Source organism: Vicinamibacterales bacterium (assembly GCA_036496585.1).
Lineage (GTDB): Bacteria > Acidobacteriota > Vicinamibacteria > Vicinamibacterales > 2-12-FULL-66-21 > JAICSD01.
The window spans coordinates 16,144-34,584 of sequence record DASXLB010000056.1; the positions used below are offsets into that span (position 1 = coordinate 16,144).

Annotated in this window: 18 protein-coding genes; 13 read left to right on the forward strand and 5 right to left on the reverse strand. The window is 67.8% G+C overall.

What is annotated here, in order from left to right; translation table 11 throughout:
- Positions 1–16: 16 nt before the first annotated feature.
- Positions 17–808, forward strand: coding sequence for an SDR family oxidoreductase (locus VGI12_16910; GenBank protein HEY2434357.1), 792 nt, complete (start codon positions 17–19; stop codon positions 806–808).
- A gap of 13 nt (positions 809–821) precedes the next feature.
- On the opposite strand, the gene VGI12_16915 is transcribed toward VGI12_16910, so the two are convergent.
- Positions 822–1,187: a hypothetical protein gene (locus VGI12_16915; protein ID HEY2434358.1), complete on the reverse strand. Its 366-nt coding sequence runs from the start codon at positions 1,185–1,187 to the stop codon at positions 822–824.
- Between the two features lie 188 nt (positions 1,188–1,375).
- On the opposite strand from VGI12_16915, the gene VGI12_16920 reads away from it, so the two are divergent.
- Positions 1,376–1,567: a hypothetical protein gene (locus VGI12_16920; GenBank protein HEY2434359.1), complete on the forward strand. Its 192-nt coding sequence runs from the start codon at positions 1,376–1,378 to the stop codon at positions 1,565–1,567.
- Here VGI12_16920 and VGI12_16925 read toward each other — a convergent pair.
- Positions 1,549–2,382: an ATP-binding cassette domain-containing protein gene (locus VGI12_16925; protein HEY2434360.1), complete on the reverse strand. Its 834-nt coding sequence runs from the start codon at positions 2,380–2,382 to the stop codon at positions 1,549–1,551. The two genes, VGI12_16920 and VGI12_16925, sit on opposite strands and share 19 nt — an antisense overlap.
- A gap of 55 nt (positions 2,383–2,437) precedes the next feature.
- On the opposite strand from VGI12_16925, the gene VGI12_16930 reads away from it, so the two are divergent.
- Both VGI12_16930 and VGI12_16935 read left to right on the forward strand, forming a co-directional pair.
- On the forward strand, positions 2,438–3,994 hold the full coding sequence (locus tag VGI12_16930; GenBank protein HEY2434361.1) for a hypothetical protein: 1,557 nt from the start codon (positions 2,438–2,440) through the stop codon (positions 3,992–3,994).
- The gene (locus tag VGI12_16935; protein HEY2434362.1) at positions 3,991–5,136 is read left to right on the forward strand and encodes an FAD-dependent oxidoreductase; all 1,146 of its coding nucleotides are present in this window, start codon (positions 3,991–3,993) and stop codon (positions 5,134–5,136) included. The genes VGI12_16930 and VGI12_16935 overlap by 4 nt, the downstream gene beginning before the upstream one ends.
- Positions 5,137–5,164: 28 nt before the next feature.
- On the opposite strand, the gene VGI12_16940 is transcribed toward VGI12_16935, so the two are convergent.
- The gene (locus VGI12_16940) at positions 5,165–6,400 is read right to left on the reverse strand and encodes an FAD-binding oxidoreductase (protein HEY2434363.1); all 1,236 of its coding nucleotides are present in this window, start codon (positions 6,398–6,400) and stop codon (positions 5,165–5,167) included.
- Positions 6,401–6,520: 120 nt separating this feature from the next.
- Here VGI12_16940 and VGI12_16945 point away from each other — a divergent pair, with 120 nt between their 5' ends.
- The 4 genes from VGI12_16945 (at position 6,521) to VGI12_16960 (ending at position 10,582) form a co-directional block, all read left to right on the forward strand.
- Entirely contained in the window at positions 6,521–7,306 is a 786-nt protein-coding gene (locus tag VGI12_16945) for a hypothetical protein (GenBank protein HEY2434364.1), read from the forward strand.
- Positions 7,303–9,123 (forward strand): fumarate reductase/succinate dehydrogenase flavoprotein subunit, encoded by a 1,821-nt coding sequence (locus VGI12_16950; protein HEY2434365.1) that lies wholly within the window; start codon positions 7,303–7,305, stop codon positions 9,121–9,123. The genes VGI12_16945 and VGI12_16950 overlap by 4 nt, the downstream gene beginning before the upstream one ends.
- A gap of 168 nt (positions 9,124–9,291) precedes the next feature.
- Entirely contained in the window at positions 9,292–10,035 is a 744-nt protein-coding gene (locus tag VGI12_16955) for a succinate dehydrogenase/fumarate reductase iron-sulfur subunit (protein ID HEY2434366.1), read from the forward strand.
- A 40-nt stretch (positions 10,036–10,075) separates the two neighbouring features.
- Positions 10,076–10,582, forward strand: coding sequence for a hypothetical protein (locus tag VGI12_16960; GenBank protein ID HEY2434367.1), 507 nt, complete (start codon positions 10,076–10,078; stop codon positions 10,580–10,582).
- 154 nt (positions 10,583–10,736) lie between these two features.
- Here VGI12_16960 and VGI12_16965 read toward each other — a convergent pair whose 3' ends face one another.
- Positions 10,737–12,128, reverse strand: coding sequence for an arylsulfatase (locus tag VGI12_16965; GenBank protein ID HEY2434368.1), 1,392 nt, complete (start codon positions 12,126–12,128; stop codon positions 10,737–10,739).
- A gap of 114 nt (positions 12,129–12,242) precedes the next feature.
- On the opposite strand from VGI12_16965, the gene VGI12_16970 reads away from it, so the two are divergent.
- Positions 12,243–14,105, forward strand: coding sequence for an ABC transporter permease (locus VGI12_16970; GenBank protein HEY2434369.1), 1,863 nt, complete (start codon positions 12,243–12,245; stop codon positions 14,103–14,105).
- A gap of 324 nt (positions 14,106–14,429) precedes the next feature.
- On the opposite strand, the gene VGI12_16975 is transcribed toward VGI12_16970, so the two are convergent.
- Complete coding sequence (locus tag VGI12_16975) at positions 14,430–14,795, reverse strand: VOC family protein (GenBank protein ID HEY2434370.1); 366 nt, start codon at positions 14,793–14,795, stop codon at positions 14,430–14,432.
- A gap of 179 nt (positions 14,796–14,974) precedes the next feature.
- Between VGI12_16975 and VGI12_16980 the strand changes: the two genes are divergently transcribed.
- From VGI12_16980 to VGI12_16995, 4 genes are read left to right on the forward strand one after another with little or no spacing between them, the layout of a single operon-like run.
- Positions 14,975–16,207, forward strand: coding sequence for a tyrosine-type recombinase/integrase (locus VGI12_16980; protein ID HEY2434371.1), 1,233 nt, complete (start codon positions 14,975–14,977; stop codon positions 16,205–16,207).
- Positions 16,204–16,911, forward strand: a complete 708-nt coding sequence (locus VGI12_16985) for a hypothetical protein (GenBank protein ID HEY2434372.1) — start codon at positions 16,204–16,206, stop codon at positions 16,909–16,911. The genes VGI12_16980 and VGI12_16985 overlap by 4 nt, the downstream gene beginning before the upstream one ends.
- Positions 16,887–18,005, forward strand: coding sequence for a tyrosine-type recombinase/integrase (locus VGI12_16990; GenBank protein ID HEY2434373.1), 1,119 nt, complete (start codon positions 16,887–16,889; stop codon positions 18,003–18,005). Before VGI12_16985 ends, VGI12_16990 begins: the two co-directional genes overlap by 25 nt.
- Positions 17,972–18,403, forward strand: a complete 432-nt coding sequence (locus VGI12_16995) for a hypothetical protein (GenBank protein HEY2434374.1) — start codon at positions 17,972–17,974, stop codon at positions 18,401–18,403. The genes VGI12_16990 and VGI12_16995 overlap by 34 nt, the downstream gene beginning before the upstream one ends.
- Positions 18,404–18,441: the final 38 nt, after the last annotated feature.

Genomic DNA, 18,441 nt, shown 5'->3' on the forward strand with positions numbered 1-18,441 from the left:
GACGATCTATGAAGTCGTGTACGATGGCACCCTCGTGTCGACCAACCTTTTCAGCCTGCAGGGACGTGTCGCGGTGGTCGTCGGTGGCACGAGCGGCATTGGACGAGTCCTCGCCCTTGGACTGGCGGACGCCGGCGCCGACGTCATCGCGACGGCGCGGCGGGCCCAGCTCGTGGAAGACGTCGCCACGGAGATCGAGCGCAAGGGGCGGCGCACGCTGCGCATCGCCACCGACGTGCTCGACCGGCGCTCGCTGACCGAGACGTGCGGCACGGTACTGCACGCCTTCGGGAAGATCGACGTCGTCATCTACTGCGCCGGCGTCAGCAAGCGCGTGCCCACCATCGAGATGAGCGACGAGGACTGGCAGCGCATCATCGACACCAACCTGACCGGTGCCCTGCACACGTACCAGGTCTTTGCCAAACCGATGCTGGCCCGCGGATCCGGGCGGTTGATCGGCATCGCCTCCCTGTCGTCGTTCGTCGGCCTTCACGAGGTCAGCGCCTACACGGCATCGAAGGCGGGGATCGCCGGTCTGACGCGCGCCTTGGCGGTCGAGTGGGCGCCGCACGGGCTGACGGTGAATGCGATCGCGCCGGGGGTGTTCCGCACCGAGCTGAATGCAAGATTCCTCGACGGGCCGCGCGGACAGGAGTTCCTCCTGCGGACGCCGATGAAACGCTACGGCCAGCTCGAGGAGCTCGTCGGCGCAGCCGTCTACCTCGCGTCCGACGCGTCCACGTTCGTGACCGGACAGATCCTCGCCGTCGACGGCGGTTTCCTCGCCAGCGGCGTCAATCAGTAATCGCCGCCGCCCGTCACTGCACCGTCACCGACCCGGTCATGCCGGGATGGATGGAGCAGTGGTAGCTGAACGTTCCCGCCGTGGGAAAGCTCATCGTATAGTTGCCACCGGGGGCGATCGAACCGGAGTTCCACGTGCTGCCGGTCGATGTATGGGTGGTGTTGTCGTGGTTGGTCCACGTCACGCTGCCGCCGACCGCGACCGTCACCGGGCTCGGCGAAAAGGCGGTCGTCGTCAACACCGATGCGCCGCTGACGATCGATACGGGAGTGCCGTTGCCACTCGGCGTGGTCGGTGTGGTCGGTGTTGAGTATGAGGAACCGCAGCCAGAGATGATGAGAAGGAGCGCGGCTGCCAGCGCCAGGCGAAGAGACGACATACAAGAGCCTCCTGTTTCCAGGAGACGTCGCAAGTCGCCTGCCCGGAGTCAGCGTGCGGATTGCACGGGAATCCACGCGTCTGGCCACCGATGAGTTACCGGAATCTGGAAGGGTTTCAGCTTTCGTAAGGTGCTCCCGCTTCGCCCTTCCGGAGGCGCGTCATCGCCTGCGTCTCGTTATACTCTTCATGGATGAGACGGCGGTCATGATGACGCTCGACGTGCGGTCGGTGCGGCTGGTGGCCGGACTGGCGTGCGCGATGAGCTGCGTCGCGGGTGCGACGGCCGTCGCACAGGACAAGCCGTTCGTGTTCTCGGTGACGACCGCTCCCGATCCGACCCGACATCAGGCCCGCGTCGACTACCAGGCGTGGAAGTAGCCGTCGCGGCGGCCGACGTCGATCGGGAAGTCGAAGGCGCGGGTCAGCGCGTCGGAGGTCAGCAGCCGCTCCTTCGGCCCGTCTTCGACGACGCGTCCGCCGCGCATCAGGATCACGCGATCGATCTCTGGAATGATCTCCGACAGGTTGTGCGTGACGATCACGAGCGCCGTGCCGGCTTGCGCGATCGCGCGCGTCATCTCGCGGAGCTGGTGCGCGGCCCGCAGATCGAGGCTGTTGGCGACCTCGTCGAGCACGAGCGCGGCGGGATCGTGGACGAGCGCGCGCGCGATCACCAGCCGCCGCGCCTCGCCTGACGACAGCTCGTCGAGCGGGCGCGGCGCCAGGTGCGCGATTTCGAGCCGGTCGAGAATCGCCGCCGCCCTCGCCTGCATGGCCGGCGTGATCCCGACGTGCGCCGGGATGCCGATGCTCGAGAAGAATCCCGAGAGCACGGTGTCGAGGCCGGTGACGCGGTGCGGCAGTTCGGCGAAGTCGCTCGACTTGCCGCGCGTGCACTCGGCGATCAGGTCCTGGCTGACGATGCCGAGCATCTGCCGCAGCTCGGCGACGCTCCAGCGATCGCGGCCCATGATGCGCAGCGTGAACGGAGTCGGCTCGATCGCTGGATAGCAGTCGCAGGTCAGCGTCTTGATGAACGTCGACTTGCCGCAGCCATTGGGGCCGAGGATGGCGACGTGCTCGCCGCCGGCGATGGTCAGCGTCAGGCGATCGAGCGCGCGCGTCTCACCGCGGTAGACGGTGACGTCGCGACACTCGACGAGCGGCGGCGCGTAGGATTCGGGTGACGGCATGACAGACGACGATAGCAAACCGGCGCGCCGCGCGGCTGGCGATGTATCATCCTGGATGCTCCCGAAGACTGCATTCGTCCTCGCCGTGTCGTTGATCGCCGCGCCGCTCGCCGCGCAGCAGCGCGGCCAGAATCCGAACCAGCAGAACGCCGCGCCGGGTCAGCGCGAATACGCCGGCGCCGCCGAAGAGAAAATTTCCCAGACCTCGCACACCGTCCACCTGGATGGCCGCGAGATCAAGTACACCGCCACCGCTGGCACGCTGCCGATCCGCGGCGAGGACGGCAAGGTGCAGGCGCGGATGTTCTTCGTCGCCTATACCCGGGACGGCGAAGACGTGAAGACGCGTCCGGTGTCGTTCCTCTACAACGGCGGTCCTGGTGCGGCGACCATCTGGCTGCACATGGGATCGTTCGCGCCCAAACACGTGCAGATGGCGGAAGACGGGTTCCAGCCGGCGCCGCCGTATCACCTGGTCGACAACGAGAATTCGCTGATCGACGCCACCGACCTGGTGTTCATCGACGCCATCGAGACCGGCTACAGCCGCACGGTCGAGGCGGTCAACCCGACGCCCTTCCTCGGTCAGGCCGGGGACCTGCGCGCGTTCGGCGATTTCGTCAACGAGTATCTGAAGACTTACGGCCGATGGCCGTCGCCGAAGTATCTGATCGGCGAGAGCTACGGCACCATCCGCTCCGCGGGCCTGTCGCAGGAGCTCCAGTCGCGGCACGGCATCGAGCTGAACGGCATCGTGCTCGTGTCGGCGCTGCTGACCTATCAGTCGATCTCGACCGGGCCGCAGAACGATCTCGCCTACGTCTCGTACTTCCCGACCTTCGCCACCACCGCGTGGTTCCACAAGCGCCTGGCGGCCGATCTGCAGGCGAAGAGCGTGAAGCAGATCGCCGACGAGGCGCTGGCCTTTGCCACCGGCGAGTACGCGACCACGCTCCTGCGCGGCAATTCACTCAGCGACGCCGAGCGCAAGGCCGTCGCGGCGAAGATCGCGCGCCTGACCGGCCTCTCGCAGGCCTACGTCGAGCAGACGAACCTGCGCATCGATCCCGGCCGCTTCCGCAAAGAGCTGCTGCGCGACAAGCGTCTGGTGGTCGGTCGTCTCGACACGCGCTACACGGCCACGGATCTCGACGCGGCGGGAGAGGACGAGGAGTTCGACCCGTCGAACACGGCGCTCCAGGGCGCCTACACGGCGCTGTTCATGGACTACGTGCGCAACGAGCTGAAATGGGAGAGCGACCTGCACTACGACAGCTCCGGCAACGTCCGGCCGTGGACCTACGTGCAGAACAGCTACATGGACATGACCGAGCCGCTGCGCTCGTCGATGGCGAAGAACCCGTTCCTCAAGGTGCGGGTCGAGGCCGGCTATTACGACATGGCCTGCGTCTTCGGAGGCGCGGTAATCAACTTCTGGCACCTCGCCTACGACAAAATGTTCACCGATCGCGTCTCGTTCGGCTGGTTCGAGGCCGGCCACATGATCTACACGCGGCCGTCGGCGCACAAGGCGCTGAAGAACGACATCGCCAAGTTCATCACCGATACGGTGGGCGCCTCGCGCAGCCATACCGCAACCCAGCATCCGTGACTGTCGCGGTCGTCGGCGCCGGCGCCTTCGGCGGCTGGACGGCGCTGGCACTGCGGCGCCGCGGCGCGCCAGTGACGCTCATCGACGCCTGGGGGGCCGGCCACGCGCGGGCCAGCTCCGGCGGCGAGACGCGCGTCATCCGCGCCACCTACGGGTCGAGGGTCGTCTACACGCGCATGGCGGCGCGCGCGCTTCGACTCTGGCGCGACCATGGCGCCGAAGAAGCCGGACTGCTCCGCACGACCGGCGTGCTCTGGATGTTCGGTGAGGACGACGGCTTCGGGCGCGCTTCTGCGGCGACGCTCGCCGCCGAAGGACTACGCCTCGACCAGCTGTCGCTGCGCGATGCGGCCTCGCGCTTTCCCCAAGTCGATTTCTCCGGCGCCACCTCCGTGCTCTGGGAGCCGGAAGCCGGCTATCTCATGGCGCGGCGCGCATGCGCGCACGTCGTCGATCGATTCGTGGCTGAAGGCGGCATCTATCGTCGAGCCGCGGCTGCGACGCCGGCGTCGATTGCCGCGACCCACGTCCTGCTCGCGGACGGCTCCAGGCTCCACGCCGACGTGGTCGTCTTCGCATGCGGACCGTGGCTCGGCTCGCTCTTCCCGGACCTGCTCGGCTCCCGCGTGACCGTCACGCGGCAGGAGGTCTGCTACTTCGGGACACCCGCCGGCGACGCTCGATTCAGCGAGCCCGCGCTGCCGGTCTGGCTCGACTGCGGTGAACGGGTGATGTACGGCATTCCCGACGCCGGCGGCCGCGGCTTCAAGATTGCCGACGATACCTCCGGGCCGCCGATTGATCCGACCAGCGCGCCGCGCGAGGCGACGCGCGCCGGTGTGGCGGCAGCCAGGGCCTTCCTCGCCAGGCGGTTTCCCGCGCTCGCCGATGCGCCGCTCGTCGGCACTGAGGTGTGCCAATACGAGTCGACGCCCGATTCGCACTTCATTGTCGATCGCCACCCGGCGGCCGACCACGTGTGGATCGCCGGCGGTGGATCCGGACACGGCTTCAAGATGGGACCGGCGATTGGCGAGCTGCTCGCTTCGTGCATTCTCGACGGTGCCGCGCCGGATCCGGCCTTCTCGCTCGCCCGCTTCGCCGCGCCTCGCCGCGACGGATGGGATCAGAAGTGGTCGTAGCGTCGAGCCGCTGAAAAACCGAGGCGCGTCAGCGGTCCAGCCGCTGCCGTCCAAAACCGAAAAGCGCATCGTCCGGCGTCTCGCATCCGAGCGCGATGCGCACGAGCGCCTGCGCGCCCAGGAAGGAGAGCGTCATGCCGTTGCCGCCGTAGCCCAGCGCGAAGAGCTGGCCGGGATAGAGGCGATGGCGGCCGATGTAGGGCAGGCCGTCCTGCGTGGTCGCGAAGAGTCCTTCCCACGCGTACTCGGCACGCTCGCCGCGCAACATCGGGTAGAGGGTGACGAGATCGTCCATCAGTTCGGCGGCGCGGGCGCGCAGCGCTGGTGGCCGTCTCCGCCCGTGCACCTGCGGCCGATCGCGCCCGCCGAAGAGCAGCCGGCCGTCCGGCGTCCAGCGGGCGTAGTGGTACGGGCGAGCGGTATCCCAGAGCATGGCGTTGCCCAGCCCGATCCGCTGGCGCTCGGCGGCGCTGAAGCGTCGGGTCGCGATCACGTAGGTGTTGAGCATCCGGAATCGGGCGGCCAGGTGCTCGAACGACGGGGTCGCGTAGCCGGTGGCGATGACGGCCCAGCCGGCGCGGATGACGGCGCCGTTCTCGAGCAGCACGGCCGTCGAGCCGCCTCGTTGGTCGACCCGCCGTACCGCGGTTGACTCGTAGAGCGCTGCGCCGCGTCGTACCGCCGAGCGTGCGATCGCGAGGCAGGCGCGATAGGGATCCACCTCGCCATTGCCTTCGGTGACGATGGCCCCGGGCGCATCGAAGCCGGCGCGTGCCCGAACCTCTGCGCCGTCGATCCACCGTGCCGGCAGTCGGGCCCGCCGCCGCAGGCGCCATTCCGTGTGCAGTGCGTCACGGGCCCGGCCGTCGGGTGCGTAGTAGATCGACGGCAGCCGGCGAATCGCGGGGGCGCCTGCGCGGCGCAGCAGCAGGAGGAAGTCGCGCACGGCCTGCCGGCAGCGGTTCCAGATGTGCTGCGCGGCCGTGCTGCCGTAGCGATCGGCCAGGTGGCGGAAGTCGACATCCGGCTCCTGCATCAGGAGCGCTGTGCTCGCGGCCGTGCTGCCGCGGCCGATGCGATGAGCCTCGACCAGGATCACCCGCGCGCCTGCCTGCGCGAACAGGAGAGCCGCCGAGCAGCCGGTAATCCCGCCGCCGATGATCGCGACGTCCGCATCGCCGTTGCGGGACAGTGTCGGCAATCGCTGCGCGCGGCCGGCGAACGTGTCCAGCCAGTAGCTGCGGCCTACTCTCAGCCCCGCCATGTGCTCATGCTCGAGCGACGGAGGCACGTTGTATGCCAAGGCCGAGCTGGAGACGGCAGACGGCCCGGACCTCCCAAGGCGGCGCGCCGCCGCGAGTTGTAGTAACGTTGCGCCAACAACATGGCGCAGACGGCGTGGCCCCTGGTTGAACGAAGGTTCGGCGAGACAACGCGGCGCGATTTCTGGTGGCTCCAGCCCCTCTCGGTTTTTCTCGCGCTCTCCGCTTTCATCGTCTATTCGACGTGGGCCGCCTTCCAGGGCGTCCACTACGAATTCGGTCCGTACCTATCTCCCTTTTACTCACCGCTGCTCTTCGGCGACGGCCCGCACGCGTGGTTCGGGCCCAAGCCGGGCTGGTGGCCGGCGGCGCTGCCGTTCTCGGCTGCGCTGCTGATTCTCTGGGCGCCGGGCGGCTTCCGCTTCACCTGTTACTACTATCGCGGCGCGTACTACAAGGCGTTCTGGCAGGACCCCGCGGCGTGCACGGTGGGTGAGCCGCGGACGTCGTACTGGGGCGAGCGCTACTTCCCGCTCGTCCTGCAGAACGCGCACCGCTACTTCCTCTACATCGCGCTCGTCTTCATCGTCTTTTTGACCTACGACGCGATCTCGTCGTTCCGCTTCGCCGACGGCCTGCACGTCAACGTCGGCAGCCTGGTCCTGACGATCAACACGGCGCTGCTCGCCAGCTACACCTTCAGCTGCCATTCGCTGCGGCACCTCGTCGGCGGCCGCAAGGACGAAGTGTCGACCAACGGTGTGCGCTGGGGCTGCTACACCGCCTGTTCGGCGATGAACCGCAAGCATCAGCTCTTCGCCTGGTGCAGTCTCTGTTCCGTCGGTTTCGCCGACCTCTACGTCCGCCTCTGTTCGATGGGGATCTGGACCGACTACCGCCTGCTGTGAACACATTCGAAACGCTCGACTACGACGTCCTTGTCATTGGCGCCGGCGGCGCCGGCCTGCGCGCGGCGATCGAGGCGTCTGCGGCGGGCGTCAAGGTCGGCCTCATCTGCAAGTCGCTGCTCGGCAAGGCGCACACCGTCATGGCGGAGGGAGGCGTCGCGGCGGCGCTCGCCAACGTCGACGATCGCGACAGCTGGAAGGTGCACTTCGCCGACACCATGCGCGGCGGCCAGTACGTCAACAACTGGCGGATGGCGGAGCTGCACGCCAGGGAAGCGCCGGATCGCGTGCGCGAGCTGGAAGCCTGGGGCGCGGTCTTCGATCGCACCAAGGACGGCAGGATCCTGCAGCGCAACTTCGGCGGCCATCGCTACCCGCGGCTGGCGCACGTCGGCGATCGAACCGGACTGGAACTGATTCGGACGCTCCAGGACTACGGCATCCATCGCGGCATCGACGTGCACATGGAGTTCACCGTCGTGTCGCTGCTCACGAGCAGCGGCCAGGCTGCCGGCGTCATCGGCTACGAGCGTGAGCGGGGGCGGTTCAAGGTCTTCAGGGCCGGCGCCGTTGTCCTTGCCACCGGTGGCGCCGGACGCGCCTACCAGATCACCAGCAACAGCTGGGAAGGCACCGGCGACGGACACGCGCTCGCCTACCAGGCGGGCGCCGACCTGATGGACATGGAGTTCATCCAATTCCATCCGACCGGCATGATCTGGCCGCCGAGCGTGCGCGGCATCCTCGTCACCGAAGGCGTGCGCGGCGAAGGGGGCATCCTCCTGAACAAGGAAGGACGCCGCTTCATGTTCGACGACATCCCTGACGCCTACAAGAACCAGACGGCCACCGACGAGGAAGAGGGCTGGCGTTACACCCAGGGAGACAAGTCGGCGAAGCGGCCGCCCGAGCTGCTGACCCGGGACCACGTCGCGCGCTGCATCATGCGCGAGGTCAAGGCCGGTCGCGGCAGTCCGCACGGCGGCGTCTTCCTCGACATCGCGTGGATCAAGAAGAAGCTGCGCAACGCCGACGAACACATCAAGCGCAAGCTGCCGAGCATGTATCACCAGTTCAAGGAGCTCGGCGACATCGACATCACGAAGGAGCCGATGGAGGTCGGTCCGACGACCCACTACATCATGGGAGGGATTCGCGTCGACGGCGACTCCCAGATGTCGTCGATTCCCGGGCTCTTCGCGGCGGGGGAGTGTGCGGCCGGCATCAACGGCGCCAACCGGCTCGGCGGCAATTCGCTCTCGGATCTGCTCGTGTTCGGCAAGCGCGCCGGCGAGCACGCCGCCGCCTTCGTCAAGACGCACAGCCGCGCCGGCGTTGACGACGCCCAGGCGGCGCGCGCGATGGGCGACGCCTTGAGGCCCTTCGATGCGGCGGCGGGAGGCGGCGAGAACCCGTTCACGATCCAGACGGCGCTTCAGGACATGATGCAGCGCCACGTCGGCATCGTCCGTAACGAGGCTGAGATACAGCAGGCGCTGGTCGAGCTCGAGGCGCTGAAAGTGCGCGCCGCCCGCGCCGCGGTGACCGGGCATCGGGAATACAACCCGGGCTGGCACACCGCGATCGACCTGAGCAACCTGTTGACCGTGTCGGAGGCAATCTCCCGATCCGCCATCGAGCGCAAGGAGAGCCGCGGCGGCCACTTCCGCGAAGACTACCCCGATCGGAAACCCGAGTACGCGACGTTCAACATCGTCACGCGCCGGAAGGCGGACGGATCGATGGAGGTCGTCCGCGTGCCGCTGCCGCCGATGCCCGACGAGCTGAAGCAGATCATCGAGGAGCAGAAGGCATAGCGCGAGGCGCGAGATGCGGCGTGGCGCGAGACGCGAGGCGCGAGACACGAGATGCGGCGGGGCGCGAGACGCGAGACGCGAGATTCGGCGTGGCTCGAGACGCGAGACGCGAGACGCGAGATGCGAGATTCGGCGTAGCGCAGGCCTTCAGGCCTGCCGGAGACATGCATGACGAGAGCGTCGTTCAAGGTCTGGCGTACTGACGACAGCGGCGGCGGTCATTTTGCCGACTACACGGTCGACGTCGTCCCCGGCATGGTCGTGCTCGATGCGATCCACCAGATCCAGGCGACCGCCGCCCCCGACATGGCGGTGCGCTGGAACTGCAAGGCGGGGAAGTGCGGCTCGTGCTCGGCCGAGATCAACGGCAACCCCAGGCTGATGTGCATGACGCGGCTCAACACCCTCAACCAGCTCGAGCCGATCACCGTCGAGCCGATGCGTGCGTTCCCGCCGATCAAGGATCTGGTCACCGACGTCTCGTGGAACTTCCGTGTCAAGCAGACGATCACGCCGTTCACGCCGCGGCCGGCCGACGCGCCCGACGGCACCTGGCGGATGCGCCAGCAGGACGTCGATCGCGTCCAGGAGTTCCGCAAGTGCATCGAGTGTTTCCTCTGCCAGGACGTCTGCCACATCCTGCGCGACCATCACCTGCACGACGAGTTCATTGGCCCGCGCTTCCTGACCTTCGCGGCGGCGCTGGAGATGAACCCGCTCGACGCGGCCGACCGCGTTCCGGCGCTGAAAGAGCAGCACGGCATCGGCTACTGCAACATCACGCGCTGCTGCACGAAGGTCTGCCCGGAGCACATCACGATCACGGAAAATGCGATCATTCCGCTGAAGGAGCGGGTGGTGGATCGCTACTTCGATCCGGTCACCAAGCTGTTCAGGATGTTCCAGTCATAGGCCGGGCCCGTCAGGCCCGGCGAGCAGGCAGGAGGATCACATGTTCGAGCCGAAGCCGATCTCGCGCGACGGCGTGCCCTCGGCGCTCGCCAAGGCGGAGCGTTACCGGCTGCTGAACGAGCCCGGCGAGGCGGAAAGCATCTGCCTCGACGTGCTGCAGATCGAACCCGGCAACCAGGACGCGATCGTCGCGCTGCTGCTGTCGCTGACCGACCAGTTTCCCGACGAAGCCGGCACCTGCGCCAGCCTCGCGGCGCGCGCCGACGGCCTGATCGGGGACCTCACCGATCCCTACGACCGCGAATACTACAAGGGGATCATCCGCGAGCGCCGCGCCAAGGCGGCGCTGCAGCGCGACTCGTTCCACTCGTCGGCCTCGGCGGTCGGCTGGCTGCACGAGGCGCTGGCGTGCTTCGAACGCGCCGAATCGCTCAAGCCGGCGCACAACGACGACGCGGTGCTGCGCTGGAATGCCTGCGCCCGGATGATGCAGCGGCTGCCGCACGCCGCCGTCGAGACCGCGCGGGAACCCATCGAGTCGGAGTAGGCCGGACCGTCAGATCCGGTCACCGGTGAGGCGGACCTGAAGGTCCGCGCTACAGGTGGGGCCCTACAGGTGAGGCGGACCTGAAGGTCCGCGCTACGGGTGGAGGGTGAGGCGGAGCCCCCCAGGTGATGTAGGCCGGACCTTCAGGTCCGGCTCACTTCACGGGCCAGAGCGGATTGTCCGTCCTCGCGCTCTTCAGATAGGCGTCTATCCGCTTGACCACGTCGGCGTGCGCGGCGGCGACGTCGTGCGATTCGGCGGGATCGGCGTCGAGATCGTAGAGTTCCAGCGGCCCGTCCTTCACCAGACGGACGGATTTCCAGCGGCCCATGCGCGCCGCCTGCTGGAAGCCGCTCTCGTGGAACTCCCAGTAGAATGCGTCGTGGGTCGGCTGCGCGGCGCCGCGTAGCGCCCGCGCCATCGAGAAGCCGTCGAGCCCTGGCGGCGTCTTTGCGCCGCCGATCTCGGCCAGCGTCGGGAACAGGTCCCAGTGTGCCCACGGATGGGCGCTGACCCGGCCCGCGGGAATGGTGCCGGGCCAGCTGGCGATGAACGGGACGCGGATGCCGCCTTCGTAGAGATCGCGCTTGATGCCGCGTAGACCGCCCGAGCTGTTGAAGTAGGCGGGAGCGGCGCCTCCCTCCTGATGCGGCCCGTTGTCGCTCACGAACATCAGCAGCGTGTTGCGCTCGATCCCTTTGACCCGCAGGCGCTCGGCGATGGTGCCGATGTCGCGATCCATGCGGGTGACCATCGCCACGAATGCGGCCTTGGGGGTCGCTTGCGAGCGGTACGGCGCGACTTCCTGGTCGCTGCCGGTCGGCGTCGCGTCTCCCGCCGCATTGACGAACGGTGTTTCCGGGAACTTGCCGCGCCACAGCCGCATGGAATCCTCGGGCGCGCGCAGCTCAGCGTGCGGGGCGGTGTAGTTCAGGTAGATGAAAAACGGCCGCGGATCCGTGGCGTCGATGTACGACAGGGTCTCGCGGGTGAAGAGATCGTTGACGTAGTCGTGCTCGAGATCCGTCGGGTAGCGCTCGCCGTTGCGGAACAGGTGATCGGTGTACTGGCGGTGGGCATGGCGCTGGTCGAGGAACCCGAACGCGTAGTCAAACCCTTTCTTGCTCGGTTCGCCGGTCGTGCCGGCGTTGCCGATCCCCCATTTGCCGATGACCGCGGTGCGGTAGCCGGCGTCGTGCAGCGCCATCGCCACGGTAACGTCCGCGGCCGGGAGCGGCGCCTCGAGGTTGCCGCGGATCGAGGTGTGGCCGGTGTGGAACCCGGTCATCAACGCCGTCCGCGACGGAGCGCAGACCGTGCTGCCGGCGTAGTACTGGGTAAAGCGGATGCCGCCGGCGGCGAGCGCGTCGAGCGACGGGGTCCTGAAATGGGTCTGACCGTACGAGCTCAGATCGCCGTAGCCCAGGTCGTCGGCCTGGATCAGCAGGATATTCGGGTGAGGAGGCGGTGACTGGACGGCGGCATGGGCGCCGGCGATGAGGACGGAGACGGCGGCGGCGAGCGCGACGGCGAGCGTGGGGCGCATGGCCCGACCATCCTGCCACATCGCGCCGGAACTTCGCCGCCCGCCGGCACGTCTCATGTTGACATTCAACAGGAGCACGCTCATACTCCTGTTGATTTCCAAAAGGGGATCGTGATGGGACGATGGCGGGAGCTCGTGGCGCGGCTGAGCGGCGCCGTTCGCCGCGAAACCGGCCGCGACGGCGCCGGCGAGCGGATCGATGGCGCCGGCGGTCGATTCGACGACGAGATGGGGGAGCACCTCCGCCTGCTCGCCGACGACTATGCGCGTCGCGGCCTGCCGCCGGCCGAGGCAGCGCGCGCGGCGCGGCTCGCGTTCGGCAACCCGGCGGCCATCCGCGAGGCCTATCGCGATCAGCGCGGCCTGCCGGCCGCCGACTCGCTGGCGCAGGATCTGCGGTATGCCGCGCGGATACTGCGGCGGGCGCCCACGTTTACCTGTGCGGCCGTGGTGACGCTGGCGGTCGGCATCAGCGTCAACACCACCATCTTTTCCGCCGTCGACGCCGTCGCCTTGCACCCGCTTCCCGTCAAGGACGGCGACCGCTTCGTCCGGCTCGAGCGCTGGTTCGCCAGCGAAGGACGGGGCGACATCCAATTCGCGTTTTCGGATGACGAGTTGCGCTACCTCCGGGCGCAGGCGCCGGCCTTCCGGGACGTGGTCGCGGCGGGTTGGCTCACGCACGCGGAGGAGGCCAGCGGCGAGCACGTCCGGATCCAGTTCGTGTCCCCGAACTACTTCGCCGCGCTCGGCGTCGTCCCGATGGCGGGCGCGTTGCCCGATGGCGATAGTGGCGCCGACACCGGCGTCGTGCTGAGCTATCCGTTCTGGGTCCGGCGCTTCCGCGGCGATCGCTCGGTGGCGGGCCGCACGCTGACGCTGAACGGCGTCGCGATGACGGTCGCGGCCATTGCGCCGGAGCCGTTCATCGGCACCGCCAATCCGCCCGAGATTCCAGACGTGTGGGCCCCGGTCGCGGCCGAAGCGCGCCTGGGGATGCCGCACTCGATGGTCCGCCGCTTTCAGCTGCTGGCGCATCTCAGCGACGGCGTCAGCCGCGACGTCGCGCAGCAGCAGATGCGCCCGCTGGCCGCGGCGTTCGACCGGGCCTTTCCGTCGACCGACGCGACGGTCAAGCTCACGCTCGAGCGCGCCAGTTACTTCGGCGAGACCAACGATGCCCGCTTCCAGACGTTCGTCGCCGCCCTCATGGCGGTGGTCGGGCTGGTGCTGCTCATCGCCTGCGCCAACCTCGCCAACATGCTGCTGGCGCGGGGCGCGGCCCGGCAGAAGGAGATCGCGTTGCGGCTGGCGCTCGGCGCCTCGCGCTGGCGCGTCTTCCGTCAGCTCCTCACCGAAAGCACGTTGCTGGCGCTGCTCGGGGGGGCCGCCGGCCTCGCGTGCTCGGTGTGGGCCGCGCGGCTGTTCTGGCTGCTGATCGCCGACGGCGTGCGGCTCTTCGCGCATGGCGACGTCGCGCCGCTGGCGGGGCTCCGTCCCGACCTGCCGGTCTTCCTGTTCACCTGCGCCGCCTCGCTCGCCGCCGCGGTGGCCTTTGGCGTCGTCCCGGCGCTGCGCCTCTCGACGCCGGATCTCACGATGGCCCTGAAGGACGAACGGCCGCTGTCGGGCCGCAGCGGCGGGACCGCGATCCGCCGGTGGTTCGTCGGCGCGCAGGTCGCCATGTCGATGGCGCTGTTGCTGGCCGCCGGGTTGCTCCTGCGCGGTTTTGCCGCGTCGCGGCTGGCGACGACGGGCTACGACACGAGCCGCGTGTTCGATGGATTATCTCGGGATTCGGATCCTGAGTACTGGTCGTACCCCGTTGAGACGCGCGCTGTTGCACCCACTCCGATGCGCGGTGGCGGTTTCTCTATTCGATCCAGGCGAACGCTGCGAGTGCCGCTTCCTCCGAAAGAGTTCGAGCAGCTGCGCGGACATTCGACGGGACCCAATCGGGGAACGGCACTTCTTTAGTCACGTGGCGTCCCGAACTCGTGTGGACCTCAGACACGCGCGAGAGATGAGCCAATCGAATCCAACCCGCCACTCGGACAAGAGCGGGCCACAACCGCCGATGGACAAACGTGATCTTCCCCTTGATCAGCCGACACACGAGGACATCGTCGCTGTCGCGGACCGCTCGCGTCACCGCGAAGATCTCATGACTCTTCGGATGAGACCACCAGTTACCTCGAACCGGCTCTCCCGCGAGGACCTCAGCAAGTGTCGGGACGGGCCCTCGCGCGGACTCAAGCACGACGCCGTGTTTGCGAACGAAGGCAAGAGCCAGACGTGCTGTCACTCGAACCAGATCTCAATCTCGTAGCCATCCGGATCGGCCACGTAAGCGTAGGGGAGCCCTGGACCAAACTCGCCGCGCCGGAGCAGTCGGCCTCCCGCGCGCTCGACTTCGGCAATGGCGCGGTCGATGTCGGCCGGGTTCACGAGGCGAAAACCGAAATGCGCCACACCGCCAACTGTCCCGGCCATGCTGGCGTCCTCCGCGAACGTTAGGATGTCATGTCGTCCCGGCGCCTGCGTGTGGACGAGGCCATCGCCGCGTCCGTACTCACGGAGACCGAAGACTTGCTCATAGAATCGCAGCGCACGCGCGGTGTCTCGAACCGCAAGATTGATATGCGTGAGGCCGTACGTCTCAACCATCGTAACCTCTGACTAGATTTTGTACTCCGCCGATCGCAATGTCGACGCAATATCGACTCGGAGTGTCTTCCAAGCCGGAACACAGACGGCGGTGCAGCCGACGCCACGAGAACCGCCGTGCTGGTCGTACTCCCGTTGAGACGCGCGCTGTTGCGAACAGCGGCGTTTAGGATGAGTCCATGCCGATCTTCAACGTCGACGTCACGGCCGATCCGCACCGCCCTCGCGTCGTCGGTCCGGACCACGCGCCTGTGCCCGCGATCAACGATTTCTTGAGCTATCTCGAGCAGCGCGCGCGTTCGCCCTATACCGTCCGTGCGTATGCGCGGGGCCTGGCGCACTTCGCCGGCTGGCTCCACGAGGCGGGCGTCGACCTCGACGCCGTGACGCGGCCCGTGGTCGGCCAGTACATTGGCGCGTTCGGTCAGGGACCGAGACGCCATGCATCTCCGATCGACCGCCCACCGCAGAACGAAGGCCGTCAAGCGCGGACCGTCAATCATCGTCTCAGCGTCCTGGCGTCGTACTTCGCGTTCCGGATCCGACAGGACGATGACCGTCGTGACGGCGCCTGGCAGCAACACTCGAACCCCGTGTCCACACCCGACGACGAGACGGTGTCCCACCGACTCACGGGTCGTGATCAACCCGTCCGCGAGCGGCGGCGAGAGTTTCGCCGCCGCGTGCCCCGACGACTGCCGGCTCGACTCGATCCGCTCCTCATTGAACGTCTGATCACGACCGCCATGTCGTGGCGCGATAAGGCGATTCTGACGCTGCTGTGTCGCACCGGCCAACGCATTGGGGACTGGAGCGACACCAACGGTCGCCACGGCTTGCTGGGGATGGCGTTGTCCGATATCGATGAACAGCATCAGACCATCACCGTTCGACTGAAGGGCGCGCGACAGGATCATCGCGTCCCGGTGACGGATGATTTCTGGCCGCTGTTTCGTCAGTACCTTCAGGCCGAGCGACCCACGCCCGCGCGCACCGCCGCCGCCTGGGTCGCACAGCGTCGTGGCCATGGCGTGCCGTTGTCCTACGCGGCATTCGAATCGGCGTTGCGGTTGCTCGGTCGCAAGGTTGGCGCGACCGTGCGCGCGCATCAGTTTCGTCACACGGTCGCGCAGGGCGTGCTTGAGACCAGCGGCAATCTGAAGGTCACGCAGGCGCTGCTCGGCCACGCGCACCTGTCGACGACCGCGGACCTCTATCTCACCGTCGATCCTCGCGCGCTCGTGGACGCCGTCGCCGCCGTGAAAACGCGCACCGATGCGGCGCCAGACGCTCAACGCCAAGGGGCCGAGACACCGCCCGCGGCGTACGCCTTCGCGTATGACGCGTTGACCATCGAGGAGTTGGAGCGAGCGGTGACCGCGACTCGGTCGCCCCATGGAGAACGATCATGACGGCGTACGTCCCACCGCGTCACGAGGCGGATGCGGGATTGGTGCCAGACGATGACGGCGTCGAGATCCGCAAGGATCTACACGCCCTCATCGATCGCTTCACCACCTCGGCCGGCGAGCGGCGGCAGACGCATGACGGATGTGCGGCATTCCTGTCGGCCCTCCTGGCGTGTCCCGGTCGGACCCTGCAAACTCGGTGGGACCACTTCGAGCAGACGATCTGGCCGCGCTGGCTCGTCGACGATGGTCGGCCCGAGTCCGGACAATGGATGGGTGGGCCACGCGCCCTGGTGCTGGCTCGGCGCGCGATCCCGACGTGGACGTGGCTGGGCGGCGTGCCGTTTCAGCGGTGGATCGCACGGCTGCCGGCGAATCACGAGTGGCGTCAGGCGCACGATCGCCTCCGGAGCGAGACCGCGTCGATCCCATGGAAGAGCCGAGGTTCCCAAGACAAAGCCGTGTCCGTCGGTCTCCGCGTGCTGATCGCGCGCGGCTACAGCGCGCTTGAAGAGATCACCGACGACGATCTGGCGCAGATTCCCTCCGGCACGCGGGGCCAGGACGGGCTCGACGTGGCGCTGTGTCGACTGGGCTCCTCACCCGCACGCCGCAACGCGGCACGACCCGGCGCAGCCGGCGACCACGACGCACCGTCGCCGAACTCGTTGCCACGGCGAACATGCCTGCGCCCTTCAGGGCGCTGACGGCGCTGTATCTCGAGACCTACGCGACTCGCGTCAGCCACGTCTACGTCACGCTTCGTCACAAGCTGATCGCGCTCGGCCATTTCTGGCGATTTCTGGCCGAGCAGTACCCGGAGATCACGGCGAGCGCAGACGTCGCGCCCGCGCATGGCCGCGCCTACAGTCCGTACGCCATCGCACGTGCGCGCGAACGCCAGCGCGGCGAAGACACCGGCGCCGACCTGCGCCCGACCGCGCACGTGTGGCTGCTCGAAGTCCGCACCTTCTTTGCGGACATCTGCACGTGGGCGACGGAGCCGGACTCGCCGTTTGCGCCATACGCGCCGCGTATCGTGCCGCTCATGCGCCGCGACTTGGTGGGCATCGGCTTCGAGAAAGCCCGCGCACGGACACAGGCACGTATCACGGCGACGGTCCTCGACCTCGAACGTGAGATGCCGACCATTCGAGCGTGTGCGTTGCAGCACTGGAAGGCGGCCGGTGTGGTGCTGCAGCGTCAGCCGGGCGACCGACGCGCGACGGCGGCCGAAGCGGCGACGTTTTGGGATTGGGCGCTGGTGGAGCTGCTCGTGCAGAGCGGCCTCCGCATCGAAGAGGCGAGCGAACTCACGACGCTCGATATCCTCAAACGCCAACTCGCGGATGGCCGCGTGTACTACTTGCTCCACATCAAGCCGTCGAAATTCAATCGCGCGCGCGTCATTCCCATCTGCGATGGTCTCGGACGCGTCATCGCCGAGATCATCCGCCATGTGAAGCGCTTCTATGGCGCAGACGCCGTGCCATCCTGCGATCATTGGGACCACCACGAACGTCTCCCACGCCCGCGCGCGCCGTACCTGCTGCAAGGCGCCAAACATCCGAGTCCGCTCGGCATCCAAACGATTCGCGCCAGGCTCGGTGCCGTGTCGGTCGCGGCGGGCGCGCGCCGAGCGGACGGCCGCCCGCTCGTGCTCTTGCCGCACGACTGCCGCCGCGTCTTCGCGGCCGAGCATTTGAACAACAACGGCCCGTGCACGTCATCCAGGCGCTCCTCGGACATGCGACCCTCGACACGATCATGGTCTACGCCAAGCTCTATCCCACTACGCTGATCGATGAGTACCGGAAGGCTGTCCGTGGCCTGTACAACGCTGTTCACGGCGAGGACAGTCTCCGCAATCCGACCGCGGATGAATGGGCGGCGTTCACCGCCAGCTGCAACCTGCGGGACATGGGCACGCATCTCTGCGCGCTGCCGACCGGTGAGTACTGCCCGAAAGGGCTTGTCTGCCTAGGGTGCACGCACGCGCAGCCGAAACAAAGTGCGGCGCCGATCTTCCGTCGCATGCTCGTCAGCCACGAGCGTGCGCTGGGCACCGCTCGCGAACACGGAGAGCCCGCTGGTCAGATCGCCGCGCGGCAGCTGGAAGTGTCGCGGATCAGCCACGCGTTGCGACGGGCCGAAGAACTGCCGTCCGATGTCGTCGCTGCGATCGAGGGCGAAGCGTGATGACAGCCTCATGCCGACTCGCCAGCCGTGGGCGGGCG